Source organism: Rhizobium sp. ZPR4 (assembly GCF_040215725.1).
In the GTDB taxonomy this organism is placed as follows: domain Bacteria; phylum Pseudomonadota; class Alphaproteobacteria; order Rhizobiales; family Rhizobiaceae; genus Rhizobium; species Rhizobium rhizogenes_D.
In genome coordinates, this window is the sequence record NZ_CP157967.1 from 974,503 (window position 1) to 995,855 (window position 21,353).

The window sequence follows — 21,353 nt, forward strand, 5'->3', positions numbered from 1 at the left end:
ATATGAGAAATGCCGCAGAGGCGGCTGGCATTTGGATGGCGCAATCTTGAAGCTTCATGATTTTCCAATTCTTTTGACGCTTGCCTGCTTCGCGTTTTCCTGCGTCATCGTCTTGCTGACCGATCCTTTCGCCATGCCGGCGGCCGTCACCGCCGAGAATCGCCCGAAAAGGAGCTGGCAGCGGGTGGCCTGCGATTGGGCGGCACGGATTCCGGTCATCATATTGATCTATGTCGCTTTCTTCGCCATTTCCTGGCGCCCGCTCTACAGCACGCAGGCTGTCATCAGCTTCTTCGTCATCTTCACGGGCATATCGAGGGCGAAGTTCGAGTTCATCCGTGAGCCTCTGGTCTTTTCGGACATCGCGCTCGTCGTGGACGTCTTCAAATACAGGGAGATCTTCTACGCGACCTCGCTGAACATCGTCTTCTGGATCATTGCCTTCGCTTATGTTTTCGGTCTCAGCGGCCTCTACATGTATCTTGAGCCATCGGTTTTGCCGGCGTCGAACCGATTGCTATGGGTCCTGTTGATGTTGGTTGTCGCCTTCGCGCCATGGCTCGCTTTGTTCAGTAGGGTTGTGAGCGAACCGGTCTGCCGGTTCACACAGAAGTTTCTCGGCAAGGTTGACGTGAAGATCGATACGGTGCGATTCGGCACCTTTGCCTCAGTCGTCTTTCATTTTGTTATCTGGGTCGGTGTCCGGCGCGAGGCGATCGTCGCGGAATTGTCCGGGCGCTTCATGTCGGCGCTTCAGGAGCTTTGGGAGCACGGCGAAGACGAGCCGCTCATCGTCGTCTGGCAATCCGAATCCTTTATCGATCTCAGACATTTCGGCGTCGACAATGTCAAGCTTCCCAATCTCGACCGTCTGCGCGAGCAGGCCGCGCAATGGGGCCGCATGACCAGCGTCTTCGAGGGTGGTTATACGCTGCGAACCGAATTTGCGGTGCTGAGCGGGCTGCTGCCTGAAAATGTACATATCGATGCCAGCTACCCCTATCTGCGCGCCAGCCATTACAAGGATGTGGTCTGGCCGGCACGGCTGAAGAAGGCGGGCTGGAAGACGCAGTTCATCCATCCCTACGACAAGACGTTCTTCCTGCGTCACAAGGCATTGCCGCAACTCGGCTTCGACCGGATGATGATGCTGGACGAGTTCGATCACAATCCTGAGCGCGATGGCCCCTATGTCAGCGACCTCTCGCTGACGAAGAGCGTGATTCGGACGATCGACGACGATGGCACGAGCAAGAACTTCCTCTTTGTCGCATCCATGGCGAATCATGGCCCCTGGGAGCCGGGCCGCTGCGGCGACCTCGTCAATCCGGTGGATATCTATGGCGAGCTCCTGATGCGCGCCGATCACGCGCTCGGCAATCTCGCCCATCACCTCGATAGGCTGGACCGTCCGGTTTGGCTGCTTTTCTATGGTGATCATGCGCCCTTGCTGAAGGCCTTTGCCGATCCGTTCCCAGATCCGCGCACCGATTACATCATCGTTCCGCTTGGCCGAGCGCGCGCCCATTCGCAAAAGCCGCAGCCGTCGCAGGAAGAGGCGCCCTGGAACCTGATCGGCACATTGCTGCATTATGCCGGCCTTGCCACCGAGGTTCCGGAGTGATGCCCAGCGGGGAAGGGACCGCGCGCCCGCGCGTCTTCCTGTTCCTGCAGGGGCCATCCTCGCCACTGTTCGTCGAGATCGCCAGGATCCTGGAGAGGGCCGGCAGCCGTTGCATCCGCATCAACCTGAATGCCGGGGACTGGATTTCCTGGCGCTGGCACGGCGCCTCTAACTATCGTGGCGATTTTGCCGGATGGCGCGCCTATGTCAGGCAGCGAATCGAGGCTGAGAACGTCACCGACCTGATTCTGCACGGCGAGGAGCGCCCCTATCATCAGGTTGCCATCGAAGAGGCGCGGCGTACCGGCGTTATCGTCAACGTCGTCGAGATGGGATATTTGCGGCCGGACTGGGTGACGCTCGAGCGAGACGGGCTTTCCTCCAATTCGCATTTTCCGGCCGATCCTGCCCATATATTGAAGGTGGCGTCCAAGCTGCCGGAGCCGGATTGGACGCGTCGCTACAGCCAAACGTTCCGGTCAGAAGCGCTTTATGATCTCGCCTATTATCTCCCAACCGTCTTCCTGTGGCTTCTTTATCCAGGCTACCGGCGGCATGGGCTCTACCATCCCTTGATGGAGTATGCCGGCTGGCTGAGGAAACTTCCTTCCAGCGGCAGGAGGGCACGAGAGGCGGAGGGTTTGATCGAGGATCTGATTGCCGGCGGCAAACGATTCTTCGTCTATCCGCTACAGCTTCAGACCGATTTTCAGCTTCGAGCGCATTCGCCTTTCCATCAACAGCAGGATGTCATCCGGCTGCTTCTCCGTTCCTTCGCGGAGAATGCCGCGCCGGATACACATCTTGTCCTCAAGCTCCATCCGCTCGACAACGGGCTCGTGGATTGGCGGGCCTGTGTTGATCGCATTGGCGCTTCATGCGGATTATCACCTCGCATCCATCTGATCGACGGCGGCAGTCTCGACCGGTTGATTGCCGCCAGCCAGGGCATGGTGACGGTCAACTCGACTGCGGCACTTTCCGCGCTGCAAGCGGGGAAGCCGGTCAAGGCGCTGGGAGCGGCGATCTACGATATCGATGGACTGAGCGATCAGGGCAGCTTGCATCGATTCTGGCTGGAGCCGTCGCCGCCGTCGCCGGAGCTGCGCGACGCATTCTTTCGCCTGCTGGCGGCGGCCGTACAGGTGCGCGGCAACTTTTGTTCCGGGGAGGGCGCGCGTGCCGCCGCCGCACAGATCGCCGACAGACTATTGTCACGGACAGTCAATCTGCCTGACGCCTACATCGACCCGCCACCGAGGCGGCGGCCGATAAAGCTTCATGTGCCGTAAGGATGATGCAATGTAACGGAAGAAGAATTGGTACCGCCGCGAGGTCTTCAGGCTAAAATTGACAATGCGGCCACTTACATATGCACTGATGCGGAACTCAGCGCGGCGATTCGATGCTGGGAATGAATGTGGATAACGGTTTGCGGGGAGCAAACGCCATGGATGACAGCAAGATGGAACGATTCATGTTGAAGGAGCTGCTGATGATTATCGCAGCCCTCGTGCTTGTTTCCGTGGTGCTTCTGGCCGTCATTATTCTCGGCAACTACTGAGACGCAGGCATTGGACGCGCAAAACCGCGCATCGTGAGCGCAAAGAACCGCCGGCGGCCAATCAAACTGACAATTGAATTTGTGAAGAGAAGAATGGTGGGCGATGAGAGACTCGAACTCCCGACATCCTCGGTGTAAACGAGGCGCTCTACCAACTGAGCTAATCGCCCTTCAGCGAAGCGGGTCATTTCCCCGTCGCGTTCGGTGGCCGTGATCTATGCGTAACGACGACAAACCGCAAGAGTGTTTGTGAAGATTTTTTGATTTTTTTGAATTTTACACCGCTCCGGTCGTGCTCATCCACATGAGCGGATGTGAGGCTTGCCGGATCGCCCCTGTGCATATCAGGCGCGGATGAAATGCGTGGAGCGGGAACCTGCCATGCCAAATCGCCGGAACGGAAAGTTGCAGGCGAGCTTGTCCAAAACAATTCGCACTCTGTCATCGATTTGTATTCAAACCTGCTTGACACCCAAACACGAACCCCGTAGTTAGCCGCTCATCGAACGGCGAGGGCCGCTTTGATGGGTGCGGAAGCATCTGGAATGCTTGAAATGAAATGCGGGTGTAGCTCAGTCGGTTAGAGTGCCGGCCTGTCACGCCGGAGGTCGCGGGTTCGAGCCCCGTCACTCGCGCCATTTCAAGGCAAATTTCGGATCTGCACCGGCTGAAAGGCCAAACAATGCGCGGGTGTAGCTCAGTCGGTTAGAGTGCCGGCCTGTCACGCCGGAGGTCGCGGGTTCGAGCCCCGTCACTCGCGCCATTCTCTCCAAGCCATTACAATCAAACATCAATTTATTGCGATTGCGAAAGAGCCTTTTCGCATCAGCGCCGATTTGTCGCGTTGCCGTCGCAACACATTGATATCTACCGCTCGATAGTACCCTAACGGACAGATTCAAAAGGCTTGCGCGCGCGCTCCGGCTGCGCTAACCACGGCTTTGTTGCAACGCTCTTTCGCTTGCTGGGCATTTGCTCAGATGCGCCGCCCCGGCGCTGATCGCAAGCAGGGATGGACATGATGACTGGACTGCTCAGTTCCTATATTCCGATAGCGATTTTCATTGGTATTGCCTTGGTAATCGGCCTGGCGCTGTTGATCACGCCGTTTGCCGTCGCCTTCAAGGCGCCTGACTCGGAAAAGCTGTCGGCTTACGAATGCGGCTTCAATGCATTCGATGACGCCCGCATGAAGTTCGATATCCGCTTCTACCTGGTATCGATTCTCTTCATCATCTTTGACCTGGAAGTCGCCTTCCTCTTCCCGTGGGCCGTTTCGTTCGGTGCGATCGGCTGGTTCGGGTTCTGGTCGATGATGGTGTTCCTCGCGGTGCTGACCATCGGCTTTATCTATGAATGGAAGAAGGGAGCCCTGGAATGGGAGTAGCCCCAAGCAACACGACGCTCGTAGCGCCGCAGCCGAAGGGGATCATTGATCCCGCAACCGGCAGACCGGTCGGCAGCAACGATCCGTTCTTCGGCGAAATCAACAACGAGCTCGCCGACAAGGGCTTTCTGGTCACCTCTACCGATGAGCTGATCAACTGGGCCCGCACAGGCTCCCTGATGTGGATGACCTTTGGTCTCGCCTGCTGCGCCGTCGAGATGATGCAGGTTTCCATGCCGCGTTACGACGTTGAGCGCTTCGGCTTTGCGCCACGCGCCTCGCCGCGCCAGTCCGACGTCATGATCGTCGCCGGCACGCTCACCAACAAGATGGCGCCCGCTCTGCGCAAGGTCTACGACCAGATGCCCGAGCCGCGCTACGTCATCTCGATGGGTTCCTGCGCCAACGGCGGCGGCTACTATCACTATTCCTATTCCGTCGTTCGCGGATGCGACCGTGTCGTTCCGATCGACATTTATATTCCGGGCTGTCCTCCCACGGCAGAAGCGCTGCTTTACGGCGTGCTCCTGCTGCAGAAGAAGATCCGGCGCACCGGCACGATCGAACGGTAAGGCAGGGGACAAGGTATTATGAGTGAAGCCCTGAACGAGCTTGCCGCCTACCTCACAGAAGTTCGCAGCGCCCTGATCTCATCGAGCGAGATCAAGTACGGCGAGCTTAATGTGACGACGACGACCGAAAACGTTATCGCCCTTTTGACCTTCCTGCGCGACGACGCCAAGTGCGGCTTTGTCAACATGACGGATATCTGCGGCGTCGACTGGCCGCAGCGTGCCGAGCGTTTCGATGTTGTCTATCATCTGCTGTCGCCGAAGAAGAACCTGCGCATCCGCGTCAAGGTTCCGGTCGGTGAAGATCAGCCTGTTCCTTCCGCCTGTGCCGTCTATCCCGGTGCTGACTGGTTCGAGCGCGAAACCTGGGACATGTACGGTGTTCTTTTCACCGGCCATCCGGATTTGCGCCGCCTGCTGACGGATTATGGTTTCGAAGGTCACCCGCTGCGCAAGGACTTCCCGACGACCGGTTTCGTCGAGGTCCGCTACGACGATGCCGCCAAGCGCGTTGTCTACGAGCCGGTGGAACTGAAGCAGGAATTCCGCAACTTCGACTTCCTGTCGCCGTGGGAGGGCACGGACTACGTGCTCCCGGGCGACGAGAAGGCGAAGGCCTGATTGTTGGCGTGTGGCGGGCTTCGCCTGCCATTCTCTGAAATTCTGAAAACGCGAGCATCGCCGCCATGACAGAACATAACGTTCGCAACTTCAACATCAATTTCGGCCCGCAGCACCCGGCTGCGCACGGCGTTTTGCGTCTTGTCCTCGAATTGGACGGCGAAATTGTGGAACGCGTCGATCCGCATATCGGCCTGCTGCATCGCGGCACTGAAAAGCTGATCGAGACGAAGACCTATCTTCAGGCCGTTCCTTATTTCGACCGCCTCGACTATGTGGCGCCGATGAACCAGGAGCATGCCTATGCACTGGCCGTCGAAAAGCTGCTCGGCATCGACATTCCGATTCGCGGCCAGCTGATCCGCGTGCTCTATTCGGAAATCGGCCGCATCCTGTCGCATCTCCTGAACGTCACCACGCAGGCCATGGACGTCGGCGCGCTGACGCCCCCGCTCTGGGGCTTCGAAGAGCGCGAAAAGCTGATGGTGTTCTACGAGCGCGCTTCCGGCTCGCGCATGCACGCAGCTTACGTCCGTCCGGGCGGCGTTCACCAGGATCTTCCGGAAAAGCTCGTTCAGGATATCGGCGACTGGTGCGATCCCTTCCTCAAGGCACTCGACGATATCGACGACCTTCTGACCGGTAACCGCATCTTCAAGCAGCGTAACGTCGATATCGGCGTGGTCTCGCTGGAAGACTGTTGGGCCTGGGGCTTCTCCGGCGTCATGGTCCGTGGCTCCGGTGCTGCCTGGGACTTGCGCAAGGCGCAGCCCTACGAATGCTATTCCGATCTCGAATTCGACATTCCGATCGGCAAGAATGGCGATTGCTACGACCGTTACCTCATCCGCATGATCGAAATGCGCGAGTCCGTCCGCATCATGAAGCAGTGCGTCAATCGTCTGCTCGGCGATGCCAAGACCGGACCGGTTTCGTCGCTCGACGGCAAGGTCGTTCCGCCGAAGCGCGGCGAGATGAAGCGCTCGATGGAAGCGCTGATCCACCACTTCAAGCTTTACACCGAAGGCTATCACGTGCCGGCCGGCGAGGTTTATGCGGCTGTCGAAGCGCCGAAGGGCGAATTCGGCGTCTATCTGGTCTCGGACGGCTCCAACAAGCCGTATCGTTGCAAGATCCGTGCGCCGGGCTATGCGCATCTGCAGGCCATGGACTTCATGTGCCGCGGCCATCAGCTGGCCGACGTCGCCGCGGTGCTGGGCTCGCTCGATATCGTGTTCGGTGAGGTCGATCGTTGATGCGGACCTGGCAGGTTGTCATTCCGGCGCTTCTGGTCGCCTGCGGTGCCTCGGCGCAGCAGTCCGTCAAGACGCAGGGCCTGCCGAGCATGAATTTGCAGGGTTCGAATGCGATGAGCACGAATTCTGCGCAAGGCGGAAATGAGGCTGCGGCGGGCGGAGATTCGACCATGGGCGACCTCCTTTCCCGCGGTTACGAAATCAAGGCCGCTGTGCCGAATGGCGGCAAGTTTGTTGTGTTTATGCAGAAAGACCAGTCGGCCTATGCCTGCGAATTCTCGTCCTTGACGAATACGCGGTGTGGGTCCTTAAACTGAGATAAGGCGTGAAAGATGTCCGTTCGTCGACTAGCCGAAGATCAATTCCAGCCTGCCGCCTTCGCCTTCAGCAAGGAGAATGCGGTCTGGGCTGAAAAGACGATCCAGAAATATCCTGATGGTCGTCAGCAATCCGCGATCATCCCGCTGATGATGCGCGCGCAGGAGCAGGAAGGCTGGGTCACCAAGGCGGCTATCGAATCGATCGCCGACATGCTCGACATGGCCTATATCCGCGCCCTCGAAGTCGCGACCTTCTATACGCAGTTCCAGCTGCATCCGGTTGGCACGCGCGCCCACGTCCAGGTTTGCGGCACGACGCCCTGTATGCTGCGCGGCGCCGAGGGGCTGATCAAGATCTGCAAAAGCCGGATCAACGACCATGCTTTCGAACGCAACGCTGACGGCACGCTCTCCTGGGAAGAGGTCGAATGTCAGGGCGCCTGCGTCAACGCACCGATGGTGGTGATCGGCAAGGATACCTATGAGGATCTGACGCCGACACGTCTCGAAGAGATCATCGATGCCTTCGCCGCAGGCAAGGGCCATGAAATTCCGACCGGTCCGCAGATCGATCGCGTTTTCTCCGCGCCGGAAGGCGGCTTGACATCTCTCCTGTCGGACGAGGCGAAGGCAAAGAGCGTCGCAGGCAAGACGGCCAAGGCCACAGCTGAGGCCGTGTCGATCCCGCCGTCCGAGGCCGCTCGCGCCAAGAGCACGGATGCTGAAACCAATCAGAGCCTGAAGACGCCGGCAACCGAGCCGGCTGCTGCTGCCAAGAACGCCAAGGCCGCCGAAACGCAGCCGCTTTCGGGAACTGCAGCCGCAGAGCCTGTCGCAGGAAAGCCGTCGCTTGATGATAAGGATCGTCCTGCCGGTATCGAAAGACCCGCGCAGCCGGATAATCTGCAGCTCATTTCAGGCGTCGGCCCGAAGATCGAAGGGACCTTGCACGAACTCGGCATCTTCACCTTCGCGCAGATTGCCAGCTGGCATGAGGCCGAGCGCCATTGGGTCGACGGCTATCTGAATTTCAAGGGCCGCATCGAACGCGATGAGTGGGTCAAGCAGGCTGAGGCACTCGCTAAGGGTGGCGAAGCGGAATATATCAAGGTCTTCGGCAAGAAGCCGCGGTAAGAGGTGAAGCATGTTACAAGATCAAGATCGCATCTTTACCAATATCTACGGCCTCAAGGACAAATCCCTGAAAGGCGCGATGTCGCGCGGTCATTGGGACGGCACGAAGCAAATTCTCGAAAAGGGCCGTGACTGGATCATCAACGAGATGAAGGCTTCCGGCCTTCGCGGTCGCGGCGGCGCAGGCTTCCCGACCGGTCTCAAGTGGTCCTTCATGCCGAAGGAAAGCGACGGTCGTCCGCACTACCTCGTTGTCAATGCCGACGAATCCGAGCCCGGTACCTGCAAGGACCGCGATATCATGCGCCACGATCCGCATACGCTGATCGAAGGCTGCGTCATCGCCGGTTTCGCCATGGGTGCGAATGCAGCTTATATCTACGTTCGCGGCGAGTACATGCGCGAACGCGAAGCCCTGCAGGCGGCGATCGACGAGTGCTATGATGCGGGATTGCTGGGCAAAAACAACAAGCTCGGCTGGGATTTTGATGTTTACGTTCATCATGGTGCCGGCGCTTACATCTGCGGCGAAGAAACCGCGCTGCTCGAAAGCCTCGAAGGCAAGAAGGGCCAGCCGCGCCTGAAGCCGCCGTTCCCGGCCAATATGGGTCTCTACGGCTGCCCGACGACTGTCAACAACGTCGAATCCATCGCCGTGGCTCCGACGATCCTGCGTCGCGGCGCGGGCTGGTTCTCATCCATCGGCCGTCCGAACAATGTCGGCACGAAGCTGTTCATGCTGTCGGGCCACGTCAACCGTCCCTGCACGGTCGAAGAGGCCATGGGCATTACCTTCCGCGAGCTGGTCGAAAAGCATGGCGGCGGCATTCGTGGCGGCTGGGACAATCTGCTGGCCGTCATTCCCGGCGGTGCATCGTGCCCGGTCGTTCCGGCTGCCGACATCATCGATTGCCCGATGGATTTCGACGGCCTGCGCGAAGTCAAGTCGTCCTTCGGCACGGCAGCGGCAATCGTCATGGACAAGTCGACCGACATCATCAAGGCGATCGCCCGCATCTCGGCCTTCTTCAAGCATGAGAGCTGCGGCCAGTGTACGCCGTGCCGCGAAGGCACGGGCTGGATGTGGCGCGTTCTTGAGCGTATGGCTCGTGGTAACGCGCAGAAGCGCGAGATCGACATGCTGTTCCAGGTGACGAAGCAGATCGAAGGTCATACCATCTGTGCGCTCGGTGACGCTGCCGCATGGCCGGTCCAGGGCCTGATCCGCAATTTCCGTCCCGAGATCGAGAAGCGCATCGACCAGTATACCGCCAACGCGACGAGCCACGGCGCGGTACTGGAAGCAGCCGAGTAAGGATCGAAGATGGCGAAGACCAACGATATCAGGCAGGACAGCGGAGCGACCGATAGTGCATCGGCTGATTTCGGCCGTGTTGCTGCCGGTATGTTTGGGAACGCGCCGATCATGCCGATCCACCCGTTGATGGCCCATCCGGCCGCAGCCATTGCTGCGGTCACTGCGATCGGCTTCGGCTTTACCTCGCAGTTGGCGGGTGCATTCCTCGGCGCTTTCCAGGGCGCCGTTGAAGCAACCACCAAACTGGCCGAAGCCCTGGACGACGAAAAGCATCAGGCGGAAACCGCTGCGAAGCCGACTGCTGCGAATGGCGGGGCAGGGGACGCAAAGCCTGTAAAGGCAGCGCCTGTTGTCAAGACAGCTGCGCCGAAGCCAGTCGCACTGAAGTCGGCTGCTGCCAACCAGAAGCCGGCTGCCGTAAAGAAGGCCGAGCCGAAACCTGTAGTTGCCGCGCCCAAGGCCGCGACGACAACTGCAAAGAAGACGGCGAAGGTTGAAGTTGCTGCGCCGGTTGCCGCAGAGAAGGTTGAAGTCGCCGCACCAGTTGCAGCCAAGCCGGCCCCTGCGCGCGGCCGCAAGGTAGCTGAGAAGGCTGACGACCTGAAGCGGATTTCCGGCGTCGGTCCAAAGCTGGAGCAGGTGCTGAACGGACGCGGCATCAAGCGATTTGCCGATATCGCCGCGTGGAGCGATGCGGATGTCGAGCGGATCGATGCGGAGCTCGGCTTCGACGGTCGCATCCGGCGCGACGACTGGGTCGGCCAGGCGAAGGCGCTGCTGCCGAAGGGCCGGAGTTGAGATTTTTCCTCGACCGCATCGGCGGTCGAGGAGGGTGAATGACGGCGATGGAGACGTTGCGGGCGCGACCCGCATGGCTCGATCGCAAAGCTGGTCTTGTGGGGACAAGGCTTGGCAAAGCTTATTGTGAGCGAACCGGTGCCATGCGGTTTCATGCCGCGCCGGTGGCAGTCCGGTTTGCGATCATGAAATTGTCTGCGGCCAGGTTGGGCTGAAGACGTGACATAGGACTGAGTGGACGATGGTAAAACTGAAGATTGACGGTAAAGAGATCGAAGTTCCGGATCACTTCACGCTTATCCAGGCGTGCGAGGAAGCCGGCGCCGAAGTCCCGCGCTTCTGCTTCCATGAACGACTGTCGGTGGCCGGCAATTGCCGCATGTGCCTTGTAGAGGTGAAAGGTGGCCCGCCGAAGCCGCAGGCATCCTGCGCCATGGGCGTTCGCGATATCCGCGGCGGCCCGAACGGCGAGCTTCCGGAAGTCTTCACCAACACGCCGATGGTCAAGAAGGCCCGCGAAGGCGTGATGGAATTCCTGCTGATCAACCACCCATTGGATTGCCCGATCTGCGACCAGGGCGGCGAATGCGACCTGCAGGACCAGGCCATGGCCTTCGGTATCGACAGCTCGCGCTATCAGGAAGACAAGCGCGCCGTCGAAGACAAGTATATTGGCCCGCTCGTCAAGACCGTGATGAACCGCTGCATTCACTGCACGCGCTGCGTCCGCTTCACGACTGAGGTTGCTGGTATCTCCGAACTCGGCCTCATCGGCCGCGGCGAAGACGCCGAAATCACCACCTATCTCGAGCAGGCAATGACCTCCGAGCTGCAAGGCAACGTCGTTGACCTTTGCCCGGTCGGCGCGTTGACCTCGAAGCCCTTCGCCTTCACGGCTCGTCCTTGGGAACTGAACAAGACCGAATCGATCGACGTCATGGACGCTCTCGGCTCGGCAATCCGCGTCGATACGCGCGGCCGCGAAGTCATGCGCGTGCTGCCCCGCGTCAACGAGCAGATCAACGAAGAGTGGATCTCCGACAAGACCCGCTTCATCTGGGATGGTCTGAAGACCCAGCGTCTCGACAAGCCCTATGTCCGCAAGGATGGCCGCCTGCAGCCGGCAAGCTGGAGCGATGCTTTCGCGGCCATCAAGTCGGCGGTTTCCGCCACCAGCGGTGACAAGATCGGCGCCATCGCCGGCGATCTCGCCTCGGTCGAGGAAATGTACGCCCTCGGCGAACTGCTGAAATCGCTGGGATCGGAAAATCTCGACTGTCGCCAGGACGGGACGGCGCTTGATCCGTCGCTCGGCCGCGCAAGCTACATCTTCAACCCGAGCATACAGGGTATCGAAGCCGCTGACGCGCTGCTGATCGTCGGCGCCAATCCGCGCTTCGAGGCTGCCGTGATGAACTCGCGCATCCGCAAACGCTGGCGCCGCGGCAAGTTCCCGATCGGTGTGATCGGCGAGGCTGCGGACCTTCGCTACTCCTACGACTATCTCGGCGCTGGCCCGGATACGCTGGCCGATCTCGTCAGCGGCTCGCACAGCTTTGCCGACGTGCTGAAGAATGCTCAGAAGCCGATGATCATCATCGGCCAGGGCGCGCTGACCCGCGAAGACGGTGCTGAAGTGCTGGCAAATGCCGCCAAGCTCGCTGCGGTCGTCGGCGTCGTCAAGGACGGCTGGAACGGCTTTGCCGTGCTGCACACGGCGGCCTCGCGCGTCGGCGGCCTCGATCTCGGCTTCGTGCCGGGCGCAAAGGGCGTCAACGCGGCTTCCATGCTGTCGTCGATGGACGTTCTCTTCCTGCTCGGCGCCGATGAGCTCGATTTCAACCGCAAGGGTGCGAAGTTCACGGTCTATATCGGCTCGCATGGCGACAACGGCGCGCAGAGCGCCGACGTCATCCTTCCGGCGGCTGCCTACACCGAAAAGTCGGGCACCTGGGTCAACACCGAAGGTCGTGTTCAGATGGGCAACCGCGCCGGTTTCGCACCGGGCGACGCCCGCGAGGACTGGGCGATCATCCGTGCCCTTTCCGACGTACTCGGCAAGAAGCTTCCCTTTGATTCGCTGAGAGAATTGCGCGCGAAGCTCCACGCAGCCTTCCCGCATTTCGCCGGCATCGACGAGATTGCCGAAGCCGATAGCGCCCAAATTGCCGCACTTGCGAAAAAAGCCGGCGCGATGGGCAAATCGCCATTTGCTTCGTCGATCAAAGACTTCTATTTGACGAACCCGATAACGCGCGCATCGGCTGTCATGGCCGAGTGCTCGGCATTGGCCCGCAACAATTTCCGCGTTGCGGCAGAGTAAGGGCACAGGACTATGGATTCATTCGTTTCGACCTATCTCTGGCCGGCGCTGATCATGATTGGCCAGTCGCTGCTGCTCCTGGTCTGCCTGCTGGTTTTCATCGCGTACATTCTGCTTGCCGACCGTAAGATCTGGGCTGCCGTGCAGCTGCGCCGGGGCCCGAACGTCGTCGGTCCCTTCGGCCTGTTCCAGTCCTTCGCCGACTTGCTGAAGTTCATGTTCAAGGAGCCGATCATCCCGGCCGGCGCCAACAAGACCGTGTTCCTGCTGGCGCCGCTGGTTTCGGTGGTGCTGGCGCTCTCTACCTGGGCCGTTGTGCCGGTGGCGCAGAACTGGGTCGTTGCCGACATTAACGTCGGCATCCTCTACATTCTGGCGATCTCGTCGCTGGAAGTTTACGGCATCATCATGGGCGGCTGGGCTTCGAACTCGAAGTATCCGTTTCTCGGCGCGCTCCGTTCGGCAGCGCAGATGGTGTCCTACGAAGTCTCGATCGGCCTCGTCATCGTCACCGTGCTGCTCTGCGTCGGTTCGCTGAACCTGACGGATATCGTGCTGTCGCAGCAGACCGGTCTCGGCACCAAGCTCGGCCTGCCGGCCTCGTTCCTCGACTGGCACTGGCTGTCGCTCTTCCCGATGTTCATCGTATTCTTCATTTCGGCGCTCGCTGAAACCAACCGTCCGCCCTTCGACCTTCCAGAAGCGGAATCGGAACTGGTTGCCGGCTTCATGGTCGAATACGGTTCTTCGCCGTACATGATGTTCATGCTCGGCGAATATGCCGCCGTCGTCCTGATGTGCTCGCTGACGACGATCCTCTTCCTTGGCGGCTGGCTGCCTCCGGTCGATATCTGGATCCTGAACTGGGTTCCGGGCATCATCTGGTTCCTGCTGAAGTCGTGCTTTGTGTTCTTCATGTTCGCGATGGTGAAGGCATTCGTGCCGCGCTACCGCTACGACCAGCTCATGCGCCTTGGCTGGAAGGTTTTCCTGCCACTGTCGCTCGCCATGGTCGTTATCGTTGCATTCGTGCTGAAGCTGACGGGATGGGCATGATGATGTCGATCCTCGCTTCAAGCAGATTTGGAGGTTGAAGATGGCCGGAATTTCCAACGCCGTCAGCTCGCTGTTCCTCAAGGAATTTGTTGGCGCATTCTTTTTGTCGATGCGTTACTTCTTCAAGCAGAAGGCAACGATCAACTACCCCTTCGAAAAGGGGCCGGTCAGCCCGCGCTTCCGCGGCGAACATGCGCTGCGCCGCTATCCCAACGGCGAAGAGCGTTGCATCGCCTGCAAGCTTTGCGAAGCCATCTGTCCTGCCCAGGCCATCACCATCGAGGCCGGGCCGCGCCGCAACGACGGCACCCGCCGCACGGTGCGTTACGACATCGACATGGTGAAGTGCATCTATTGCGGCTTCTGCCAAGAGGCATGCCCGGTCGACGCCATCGTCGAAGGGCCGAACTTCGAATTCGCCACCGAGACCCGCGAAGAGCTCTACTTCGACAAGGCGCGGCTTTTGGAGAATGGCGACCGCTGGGAACGCGAAATCGCGCGCAACATCGCGATCGACTCGCCGTACCGCTGAGCGGAGTTTTGAATATGCCGTGACGGGCGGCCGATTGTCGCCGTCGCGGTTCAATCTAGACCGGGGCTTTGCCGGACCTATCGTCCGGTCGAGCTCCATCGGGCAGGGAAACTCCCGGCTGCCCGGGGGAAGACGAAAAAGGCACCAACATGGGTCTGCAGGCTCTTTTTTTCTATATCTTCGCCTTTGTCGCTGTGGCGTCGGCGTTCATGGTTATCTCGGCGCGGAATCCGGTCCATTCGGTCCTGTTCCTCATCCTGGTTTTCTTCAACGCGGCCGGCCTCTTCCTGCTGATGGGGGCTGAATTCCTGGCGATGATCCTGCTGGTCGTTTATGTCGGCGCCGTGGCGGTTCTCTTCCTCTTCGTCGTCATGATGCTCGATATCGATTTCTCCGAGCTCAGGGCCGGCATTCTGGAATACGCACCGATCGGCGCTTTGATCGGCGTCATCCTCGCGGCCGAGCTCATCGTCGTCATCGGCGGCAGTGTGATTTCGCCGACCATTGCCAAGTCCGTCGCCATGCCGATCCCGGCTCTGACGCAGCGGACGAACACCGCCGCCCTCGGCGACGTGCTCTACACCAACTACGTTTATTTCTTCGAGATCGCTGGCTTGGTTCTGCTGGTCGCGATGATCGGCGCAATCGTGCTGACGCTGAAGCATCGCACGCACATCAAGCGCCAGAACATTTCCCAACAGGTCGCCCGCACGCCCGCGACCGCCGTCGAGGTGGTCAAGGTCAAGCCGGGGCAGGGCGTCTGAGGCGAGGCACGAGGATCAAAGGAACAAGAACATGGTCATCGGACTTTCCCATTACCTCACGGTCAGCGCCATCCTCTTCGTGCTCGGCGTCTTTGGTATCTTTCTGAACCGCAAGAACGTCATCATCATCCTGATGTCCGTGGAGCTCATATTGCTTGCGGTCAACATCAACATGGTCGCCTTCTCGTCGTTCCTCAACGACATCGTCGGCCAGGTTTTCGCTCTATTCATTTTGACCGTCGCTGCGGCTGAAGCTGCGATCGGTCTTGCAATTCTCGTCGTCTTCTACCGTAACCGCGGCTCCATCGCGGTTGAAGACGTCAACGTGATGAAGGGCTGATAAAGCTATGTTTTTATATAAGGCTATCGTCTTTCTTCCCCTGATTGGCGCGATCATCGCCGGCCTTTTCGGCCGCGCGATCGGCGCCAAGGCTTCGGAATATGTAACCACCGGCCTGATGATCATCGCGGCCGTCCTCTCGTGGATCGTCTTCTTCACGGTGGCGCTCGGCCATACGGATGGCCCGATCAAGGTTGAAGTCCTGCGCTGGATCCAGTCCGGCGGCATCGACGTCTCCTGGTCGCTGCGCGTAGACACGCTGACCTCGGTCATGCTGATCGTCGTGAATTCGGTCTCGACCCTGGTTCACGTCTATTCGATCGGATACATGCACCACGATCCGCATCGTCCGCGCTTCTTCGCCTATCTTTCGCTCTTCACCTTCGCCATGCTGATGCTGGTGACCTCCGACAACCTCGCCCAGATGTTCTTCGGCTGGGAAGGCGTCGGTCTTGCGTCGTATCTGCTGATCGGCTTCTGGTTCAAGAAGCCGTCCGCTTCGGCCGCTGCGATGAAGGCCTTCATCGTCAACCGCGTCGGCGACTTCGGCTTCGTGCTCGGCATCGCAGGCGTCTTCGTCCTCTTCGGCTCGATCAATTTCGACGTCATCTTCGGCAATGCTCAGAGCTTTGCTTCCGGGCAGGGCGGTCAGCCGACGGATATCGTGCTCAACCTCTTCGGCATGCATCTCGATCGCGGCCATGCGCTGACGGCCGTCTGCCTGCTGCTCTTCATGGGCGCGATGGGCAAGTCGGCGCAGTTCCTGCTGCACACCTGGCTGCCGGACGCCATGGAAGGCCCGACGCCGGTTTCCGCACTCATCCATGCCGCAACCATGGTCACCGCCGGCGTCTTCCTCGTCGCCCGCATGTCGCCGATCTTCGAACTGTCGCAGGATGCGCTGACCGTCGTCACCATCGTCGGCGCGATCACGGCCTTCTTCGCCGCGACCGTCGGCCTCGTACAGAACGACATCAAGCGCGTCATCGCCTACTCGACCTGTTCGCAGCTCGGCTACATGTTCGTCGCCCTCGGCGTCGGCGCTTATGGCGCTGCGATCTTCCATCTCTTCACCCACGCCTTCTTCAAGGCTCTGCTCTTCCTCTGCGCCGGCTCGGTCATCCACGCCGTCGATGGTGAGCAGGACATGCGTCATATGGGTGGCCTGCGTCCGCATATCCAGAAGACCTTCTGGATGATGATCATCGGCACGCTGGCGATTACCGGCGTCGGTATCCCTCTGACCCATATCGGTTTTGCCGGCTTCATCTCGAAGGATGCGATCATCCTGGCGGCTTTCGCCTCGCACAATGCGGCCGCTGGCTTCGCCTTCACGTTGCTCGTCATCGCTGCGATGTTCACCAGCTTCTACTCCTGGCGCCTGATCTTCATGACCTTCTTCGGCAAGCCGCGCGCTTCGCACGAAGTCATGCATCACGTGCATGAATCGCCGAACGTCATGCTGATCCCGCTTTACCTGCTGGCGATCGGTGCTGTCGGTGCCGGCATGTATTTCAACGCCGATTTCGTCGGTCACGCCTACGAGGAATTCTGGAAGCATGCCCTGTTCACGCTCCCGGACAACAAGATCCTCGAAGAGATGGAACATGCGCCTTTGTGGGTTGAGCTCAGCCCGTTCATCGCCATGCTTCTCGGCCTCGTCACCGCCTGGTATTTCTACATCAAGTCGCCGGAAACGCCGCGCCGCCTCGCTCAGCAGCAGCGCGTGCTCTACGAGTTCCTGTTGAACAAATGGTACTTCGACGAACTTTATGACTTCCTCTTCGTCCGTTCCGCCAAGGCGCTTGGCCGCTTCCTCTGGAAGAAGGGCGATATCGGGGTCATCGACACCATCGGCCCGAACGGCATTGCCGCCCGTGTCGTCGATGTCACCAACCGCGTCGTGCGCCTGCAGACCGGCTACCTCTATCACTATGCCTTCGCGATGCTGCTCGGCATTGCAGCCCTCGTTACCTGGATGATGCTCGGGAGTTCCCTCTGATGACCGATTGGCCCATTCTTTCAACGGTCACATTCCTGCCGCTGGTCGGAGTCGTTCTCCTGCTGTTTACACAGGACAACGGTGCCAATGGCCGCCGGAACGTCCTGAACATTTCGCTGGCAACGACCATCGTCACGTTCATCGTGTCGCTGTTCGTCTGGATCTGGTTCGACAATGCCAATCCGGGTTTCCAGATGGTCGAAAAGCATGAGTGGCTGACGGGCGGCATCAGCTACCACATGGGCGTCGACGGCATTTCCATGCTGTTCGTCATCCTGTCGACCTTCCTGATGCCCTTCTGCGTGCTCGCAAGCTGGCTCTCGGTCGAAAAGCGCCTGAAGGACTACATGATCGCCTTCCTCGTCCTCGAGACGATGATGATCGGTGTGTTCGTGTCGCTGGATATCGTGCTGTTCTACGTCTTCTTCGAAGCCGGCCTCATCCCGATGTTCCTGATCATCGGCGTCTGGGGCGGCAAGGATCGCGTCTACGCCAGCTACAAGTTCTTCCTCTACACACTGCTCGGCTCGGTGCTGATGCTGCTCGCCATCATGGCCATGTACTGGCAGGCCGGCACGACCGATATCCCGACGCTACTCGCCTACAAGTTCCCGCCGCAGCTGCAGACTTGGCTATGGCTTGCCTTCTTCGCCTCCTTCGCGGTGAAGATGCCGATGTGGCCGGTCCACACCTGGCTTCCCGATGCACACGTTCAGGCGCCGACGGCAGGCTCCGTCATCCTGGCGGGCATCCTCCTGAAGCTCGGTGGCTACGGTCTCATCCGCTTCTCGCTCGGCATGTTCCCGAATGCTTCGGAATATTTCGCGCCGCTCGTCTTTGCCCTTTCGGTCATCGCCATCATCTACACCTCGCTGGTCGCGATGATGCAGGACGATATCAAGAAGCTGATCGCCTACTCGTCGGTCGCCCACATGGGCTATGTGACGATGGGTATCTTTGCGGCCAACCAGCAGGGCGTGCAGGGTGCGATCTTCCAGATGCTCTCGCACGGTATCGTCTCTGGCGCGCTCTTCCTTTGCGTCGGCGTGATCTACGACCGTACCCACACCCGCGAAATCGCGGCTTATGGCGGCCTGGTCAACAACATGCCGAAATATGCCGTCGCCATGATGGTCTTCACCATGGCGAACGTCGGTCTGCCCGGCACCTCTGGCTTCATCGGCGAATTCCTGACCCTGATCGGCGTCTTCCGCGCCAACACCTGGGTTGCGCTCTTCGCCGCGACCGGCGTGATCCTGTCGGCGGCTTACGCTCTCTGGCTCTACCGCCGCGTCATTTTCGGCGCGCTGGAGAAGGAAAATCTGAAGAAGCTTCTCGATCTGTCGCCGCGTGAACAGCTGATCCTCTATCCGCTGATCGCGCTGACGATCCTCTTCGGTGTCTATCCGGCTCCGATCTTCGATGCCACGGCGGCTTCGGTGGATCTGCTGGTGAACAATTATACCGCTGCCCTGCACGCTGCGCAGAATGTTGCGCTGTCGATGAATTGATGACGGGACCTATTCGACATGACTGCTGACACAATTCTTGCAAGCCTGCATCTTTCCATTCCGGAGCTCATCCTCGCGGTCGGTGCACTTGCGTTGCTCATGATCGGCGTCTTCTCGGGCGAGCGTTCGGGACCCACGGTCACCGGTCTTGCCATCGCGCTCCTCGCGGTGGCCGGTCTCTGGATCATCTTCGTGCCGGGCGAGGGCCTTGCCTATGGCGGCGCCTATCTCGCCGACGGCTTCTCCCGCTTCATGAAGATCGTCGCGCTGATCGGCTCGATCGTCGCCATGTTCCTCAGCATGGGGCAGGCGCGCGAGCAGCAGCTCGATCGCTTCGAGTTCCCGGTCCTGCTCGTGCTCGCGACCCTCGGCATCCTGCTGATGATCTCGGCGCATGACCTGATCTCGCTCTACCTGTCGCTGGAACTGCAGTCGCTGGCGCTCTACGTCGTGGCCGCGATCAACCGCGACAGCCTGAAGTCGACTGAAGCCGGCCTGAAGTACTTCGTACTCGGTGCGCTGTCCTCCGGCATGCTGCTCTACGGCATGTCGCTGGTTTACGGCTTCACTGGCCACACGACCTTCGATGCGATCGCCACCGCGCTGAGCGCCGAGACCCGTTCGCTCGGCCTCGTCTTCGGCCTGGTCTTCGTGCTTGCAGGCCTTGCCTTCAAGATCTCTGCCGTTCCATTCCACATGTGGACGCCGGACGTTTACGAAGGCGCGCCGACGCCCGTCACCGCCTTCTTCGCGGCAGCGCCGAAGGTAGCGGCCATGGCGATCCTGACCCGCATCGTGGTCACGGCCTTCCATCCGGTCCTGGCCGATTGGCAGCAGATCATCGTCTTCATCTCGATCGCCTCGATGGTGCTCGGCTCCTTCGCAGCTATCGGCCAGCGCAACTTCAAGCGACTGATGGCCTATTCGTCGATCGGTCACATGGGCTATGCGCTCGTCGGCCTTGCCGCCGGCACCAAGACCGGCGTCTCCGGTGTTATGCTCTACATGGTCATCTACATGGTCATGACGCTCGGCTCCTTCGCTATCATCATGGCGATGCGCCGCAAGGATGGCCGTCAGGTCGAAAGCATCGAGGATCTCGCCGGCCTTTCCACGACCAACCCCTTCATGGCGGTCGTGCTGACGGCGCTGATGTTCTCGCTCGCCGGCATCCCGCCGCTCGCCGGCTTCTTCGGAAAGTACTTCGTCTTCGTCGCCGCCATCCAGGCGCATCTCTATGCGCTTGCCATCATCGGCGTTCTGGCTTCGGTCGTCGGCGCTTACTACTATCTGCGCGTCATCAAGGTGATGTGGTTCGATGAAGCCAAGGACGAATTCGCACGGACCGCCGGTTCGCTGCGCCTCGTCTTCGGTCTCTCCGGCCTGTTCGTCATTGCCTACGTCTTCTTCGGCGGCGTAATCGGCGGTGCTGCCGATCTTGCTGCTGCGACGTTGTTTTGATGGCGTCTGATATGAATAGCCGGAAGTCGCTCGCCGACTTCCGGCACGATGCTCTTCGGGAAACCTCGTCCACAAACAGCGTCTGCCTTGAACGCGCGCGCGCCGGTGACCCAGGAAACCTTTGGGTGACTGCCGAGCGCCAGACCGGTGGACGCGGCCGCCGCGGCCGGCCCTGGGTATCTGAAGCCGGTAATCTCTACGCCTCTCTCCTTCTGATCGATCCCGCTCCCATGGACCGCCTCGGGTCTCTGCCGCTTGCTGTCGCAGTCGCCGTGCATCAGGCTGTGCGCAGCGTGTTGCCGCTCGCAGCTGAACCGGCCGAGATCAAGTGGCCGAACGATATCCTGATCGGCCGCAAGAAGACCTGCGGCATCCTGATCGAAGGCGAGGCTCTGCCGGACGGCCGTTATGCGCTCGTCATCGGCATCGGCATCAATATTGCCGTCATGCCCGATAATCCGATGTATCCCGTCACCTGCCTGAGACAGCAGGGCTCGATGGTGTCGCCGGACGAGCTGTTTGCCCATCTCTATGCTGCTATGTCCGAGGCACTGGATGTCTGGAACCGCGGCAAGGGCATTCGGGAGATCACCGCGCGCTGGCGCGAATTTGCATGCGGCATCGGAGAAAAGATCACGGTAAATCTGCCGGATCGCTCAATTTTGGGTCATTTCTCCGGAATCGATGATAATGGCTTGTTGATGCTCGAGACTGAGGACGGCAGGATCATGCCGATTGCCGCAGGCGACGTTTTCTTTAGGTAATGGGTA

The 21,353-nt window shown here is 59.9% G+C and carries 19 protein-coding genes and 3 tRNA genes; 21 read left to right on the forward strand and 1 reads right to left on the reverse strand.

Going from position 1 to position 21,353, the window contains the following annotated elements; translation table 11 throughout:
* Window positions 1-46: 46 nt before the first annotated feature.
* Both ABOK31_RS04735 and ABOK31_RS04740 read left to right on the forward strand, forming a co-directional pair.
* Window positions 47-1,624, forward strand: coding sequence for a sulfatase-like hydrolase/transferase (locus ABOK31_RS04735; RefSeq protein ID WP_349957930.1), 1,578 nt, complete (start codon window positions 47-49; stop codon window positions 1,622-1,624).
* Complete coding sequence (locus ABOK31_RS04740; RefSeq protein ID WP_349957931.1) at window positions 1,624-2,916, forward strand: capsular biosynthesis protein; 1,293 nt, start codon at window positions 1,624-1,626, stop codon at window positions 2,914-2,916. The genes ABOK31_RS04735 and ABOK31_RS04740 overlap by 1 nt, the downstream gene beginning before the upstream one ends.
* Before the next feature lie 366 nt (window positions 2,917-3,282).
* On the opposite strand, the gene ABOK31_RS04745 is transcribed toward ABOK31_RS04740, so the two are convergent.
* A tRNA-Val gene (locus ABOK31_RS04745) sits at window positions 3,283-3,358 on the reverse strand.
* A 391-nt stretch (window positions 3,359-3,749) separates the two neighbouring features.
* Here ABOK31_RS04745 and ABOK31_RS04750 point away from each other — a divergent pair.
* The 19 genes from ABOK31_RS04750 (at window position 3,750) to ABOK31_RS04840 (ending at window position 21,347) form a co-directional block, all read left to right on the forward strand.
* Window positions 3,750-3,826, forward strand: a tRNA-Asp gene (locus ABOK31_RS04750).
* A 48-nt stretch (window positions 3,827-3,874) separates the two neighbouring features.
* A tRNA-Asp gene (locus tag ABOK31_RS04755) sits at window positions 3,875-3,951 on the forward strand.
* 258 nt (window positions 3,952-4,209) lie between these two features.
* Window positions 4,210-4,575 carry an NADH-quinone oxidoreductase subunit A gene (locus ABOK31_RS04760; RefSeq protein ID WP_034489570.1) on the forward strand — a complete coding sequence of 122 codons (366 nt, stop codon included), beginning with the start codon at window positions 4,210-4,212 and terminating at the stop codon, window positions 4,573-4,575.
* Window positions 4,566-5,147 carry an NADH-quinone oxidoreductase subunit B gene (locus ABOK31_RS04765; protein ID WP_015339504.1) on the forward strand — a complete coding sequence of 194 codons (582 nt, stop codon included), beginning with the start codon at window positions 4,566-4,568 and terminating at the stop codon, window positions 5,145-5,147. The genes ABOK31_RS04760 and ABOK31_RS04765 overlap by 10 nt, the downstream gene beginning before the upstream one ends.
* Window positions 5,148-5,165: 18 nt before the next feature.
* The gene (locus tag ABOK31_RS04770; RefSeq protein WP_075852281.1) at window positions 5,166-5,768 is read left to right on the forward strand and encodes an NADH-quinone oxidoreductase subunit C; all 603 of its coding nucleotides are present in this window, start codon (window positions 5,166-5,168) and stop codon (window positions 5,766-5,768) included.
* Between the two features lie 65 nt (window positions 5,769-5,833).
* Window positions 5,834-7,024 (forward strand): NADH-quinone oxidoreductase subunit D, encoded by a 1,191-nt coding sequence (locus ABOK31_RS04775; protein WP_047627059.1) that lies wholly within the window; start codon window positions 5,834-5,836, stop codon window positions 7,022-7,024.
* A complete protein-coding gene (locus ABOK31_RS04780) occupies window positions 7,024-7,341 on the forward strand; it encodes a hypothetical protein (RefSeq protein WP_174174310.1) in 318 nt (105 codons plus the stop codon). Before ABOK31_RS04775 ends, ABOK31_RS04780 begins: the two co-directional genes overlap by 1 nt.
* A gap of 15 nt (window positions 7,342-7,356) precedes the next feature.
* The gene (locus ABOK31_RS04785) at window positions 7,357-8,478 is read left to right on the forward strand and encodes an NADH-quinone oxidoreductase subunit E (RefSeq protein ID WP_174174311.1); all 1,122 of its coding nucleotides are present in this window, start codon (window positions 7,357-7,359) and stop codon (window positions 8,476-8,478) included.
* A 10-nt stretch (window positions 8,479-8,488) separates the two neighbouring features.
* Window positions 8,489-9,793, forward strand: coding sequence for an NADH-quinone oxidoreductase subunit NuoF (gene nuoF, locus ABOK31_RS04790; protein WP_174174312.1), 1,305 nt, complete (start codon window positions 8,489-8,491; stop codon window positions 9,791-9,793).
* A gap of 9 nt (window positions 9,794-9,802) precedes the next feature.
* Entirely contained in the window at window positions 9,803-10,594 is a 792-nt protein-coding gene (locus ABOK31_RS04795; RefSeq protein ID WP_349957933.1) for a 5' DNA nuclease, read from the forward strand.
* 241 nt (window positions 10,595-10,835) lie between these two features.
* Complete coding sequence (gene nuoG, locus ABOK31_RS04800; RefSeq protein WP_349957934.1) at window positions 10,836-12,917, forward strand: NADH-quinone oxidoreductase subunit NuoG; 2,082 nt, start codon at window positions 10,836-10,838, stop codon at window positions 12,915-12,917.
* Window positions 12,918-12,929: 12 nt separating this feature from the next.
* Window positions 12,930-13,973, forward strand: a complete 1,044-nt coding sequence (nuoH, locus tag ABOK31_RS04805) for an NADH-quinone oxidoreductase subunit NuoH (protein ID WP_015339512.1) — start codon at window positions 12,930-12,932, stop codon at window positions 13,971-13,973.
* 40 nt (window positions 13,974-14,013) lie between these two features.
* Window positions 14,014-14,505: an NADH-quinone oxidoreductase subunit NuoI gene (nuoI, locus tag ABOK31_RS04810; protein WP_092710917.1), complete on the forward strand. Its 492-nt coding sequence runs from the start codon at window positions 14,014-14,016 to the stop codon at window positions 14,503-14,505.
* Between the two features lie 149 nt (window positions 14,506-14,654).
* Window positions 14,655-15,269: an NADH-quinone oxidoreductase subunit J gene (locus tag ABOK31_RS04815; RefSeq protein ID WP_174174317.1), complete on the forward strand. Its 615-nt coding sequence runs from the start codon at window positions 14,655-14,657 to the stop codon at window positions 15,267-15,269.
* Between the two features lie 31 nt (window positions 15,270-15,300).
* Window positions 15,301-15,609 carry an NADH-quinone oxidoreductase subunit NuoK gene (gene nuoK, locus ABOK31_RS04820; RefSeq protein ID WP_007689961.1) on the forward strand — a complete coding sequence of 103 codons (309 nt, stop codon included), beginning with the start codon at window positions 15,301-15,303 and terminating at the stop codon, window positions 15,607-15,609.
* A 7-nt stretch (window positions 15,610-15,616) separates the two neighbouring features.
* On the forward strand, window positions 15,617-17,611 hold the full coding sequence (nuoL, locus tag ABOK31_RS04825; protein ID WP_174174319.1) for an NADH-quinone oxidoreductase subunit L: 1,995 nt from the start codon (window positions 15,617-15,619) through the stop codon (window positions 17,609-17,611).
* Window positions 17,611-19,122 (forward strand): NADH-quinone oxidoreductase subunit M, encoded by a 1,512-nt coding sequence (locus ABOK31_RS04830; protein ID WP_174174321.1) that lies wholly within the window; start codon window positions 17,611-17,613, stop codon window positions 19,120-19,122. The genes nuoL and ABOK31_RS04830 overlap by 1 nt, the downstream gene beginning before the upstream one ends.
* 18 nt (window positions 19,123-19,140) lie before the next feature.
* Entirely contained in the window at window positions 19,141-20,583 is a 1,443-nt protein-coding gene (gene nuoN, locus ABOK31_RS04835; protein ID WP_349957936.1) for an NADH-quinone oxidoreductase subunit NuoN, read from the forward strand.
* Window positions 20,583-21,347: a biotin--[acetyl-CoA-carboxylase] ligase gene (locus tag ABOK31_RS04840; protein ID WP_349957937.1), complete on the forward strand. Its 765-nt coding sequence runs from the start codon at window positions 20,583-20,585 to the stop codon at window positions 21,345-21,347. Before nuoN ends, ABOK31_RS04840 begins: the two co-directional genes overlap by 1 nt.
* Window positions 21,348-21,353 lie beyond the last annotated feature (6 nt).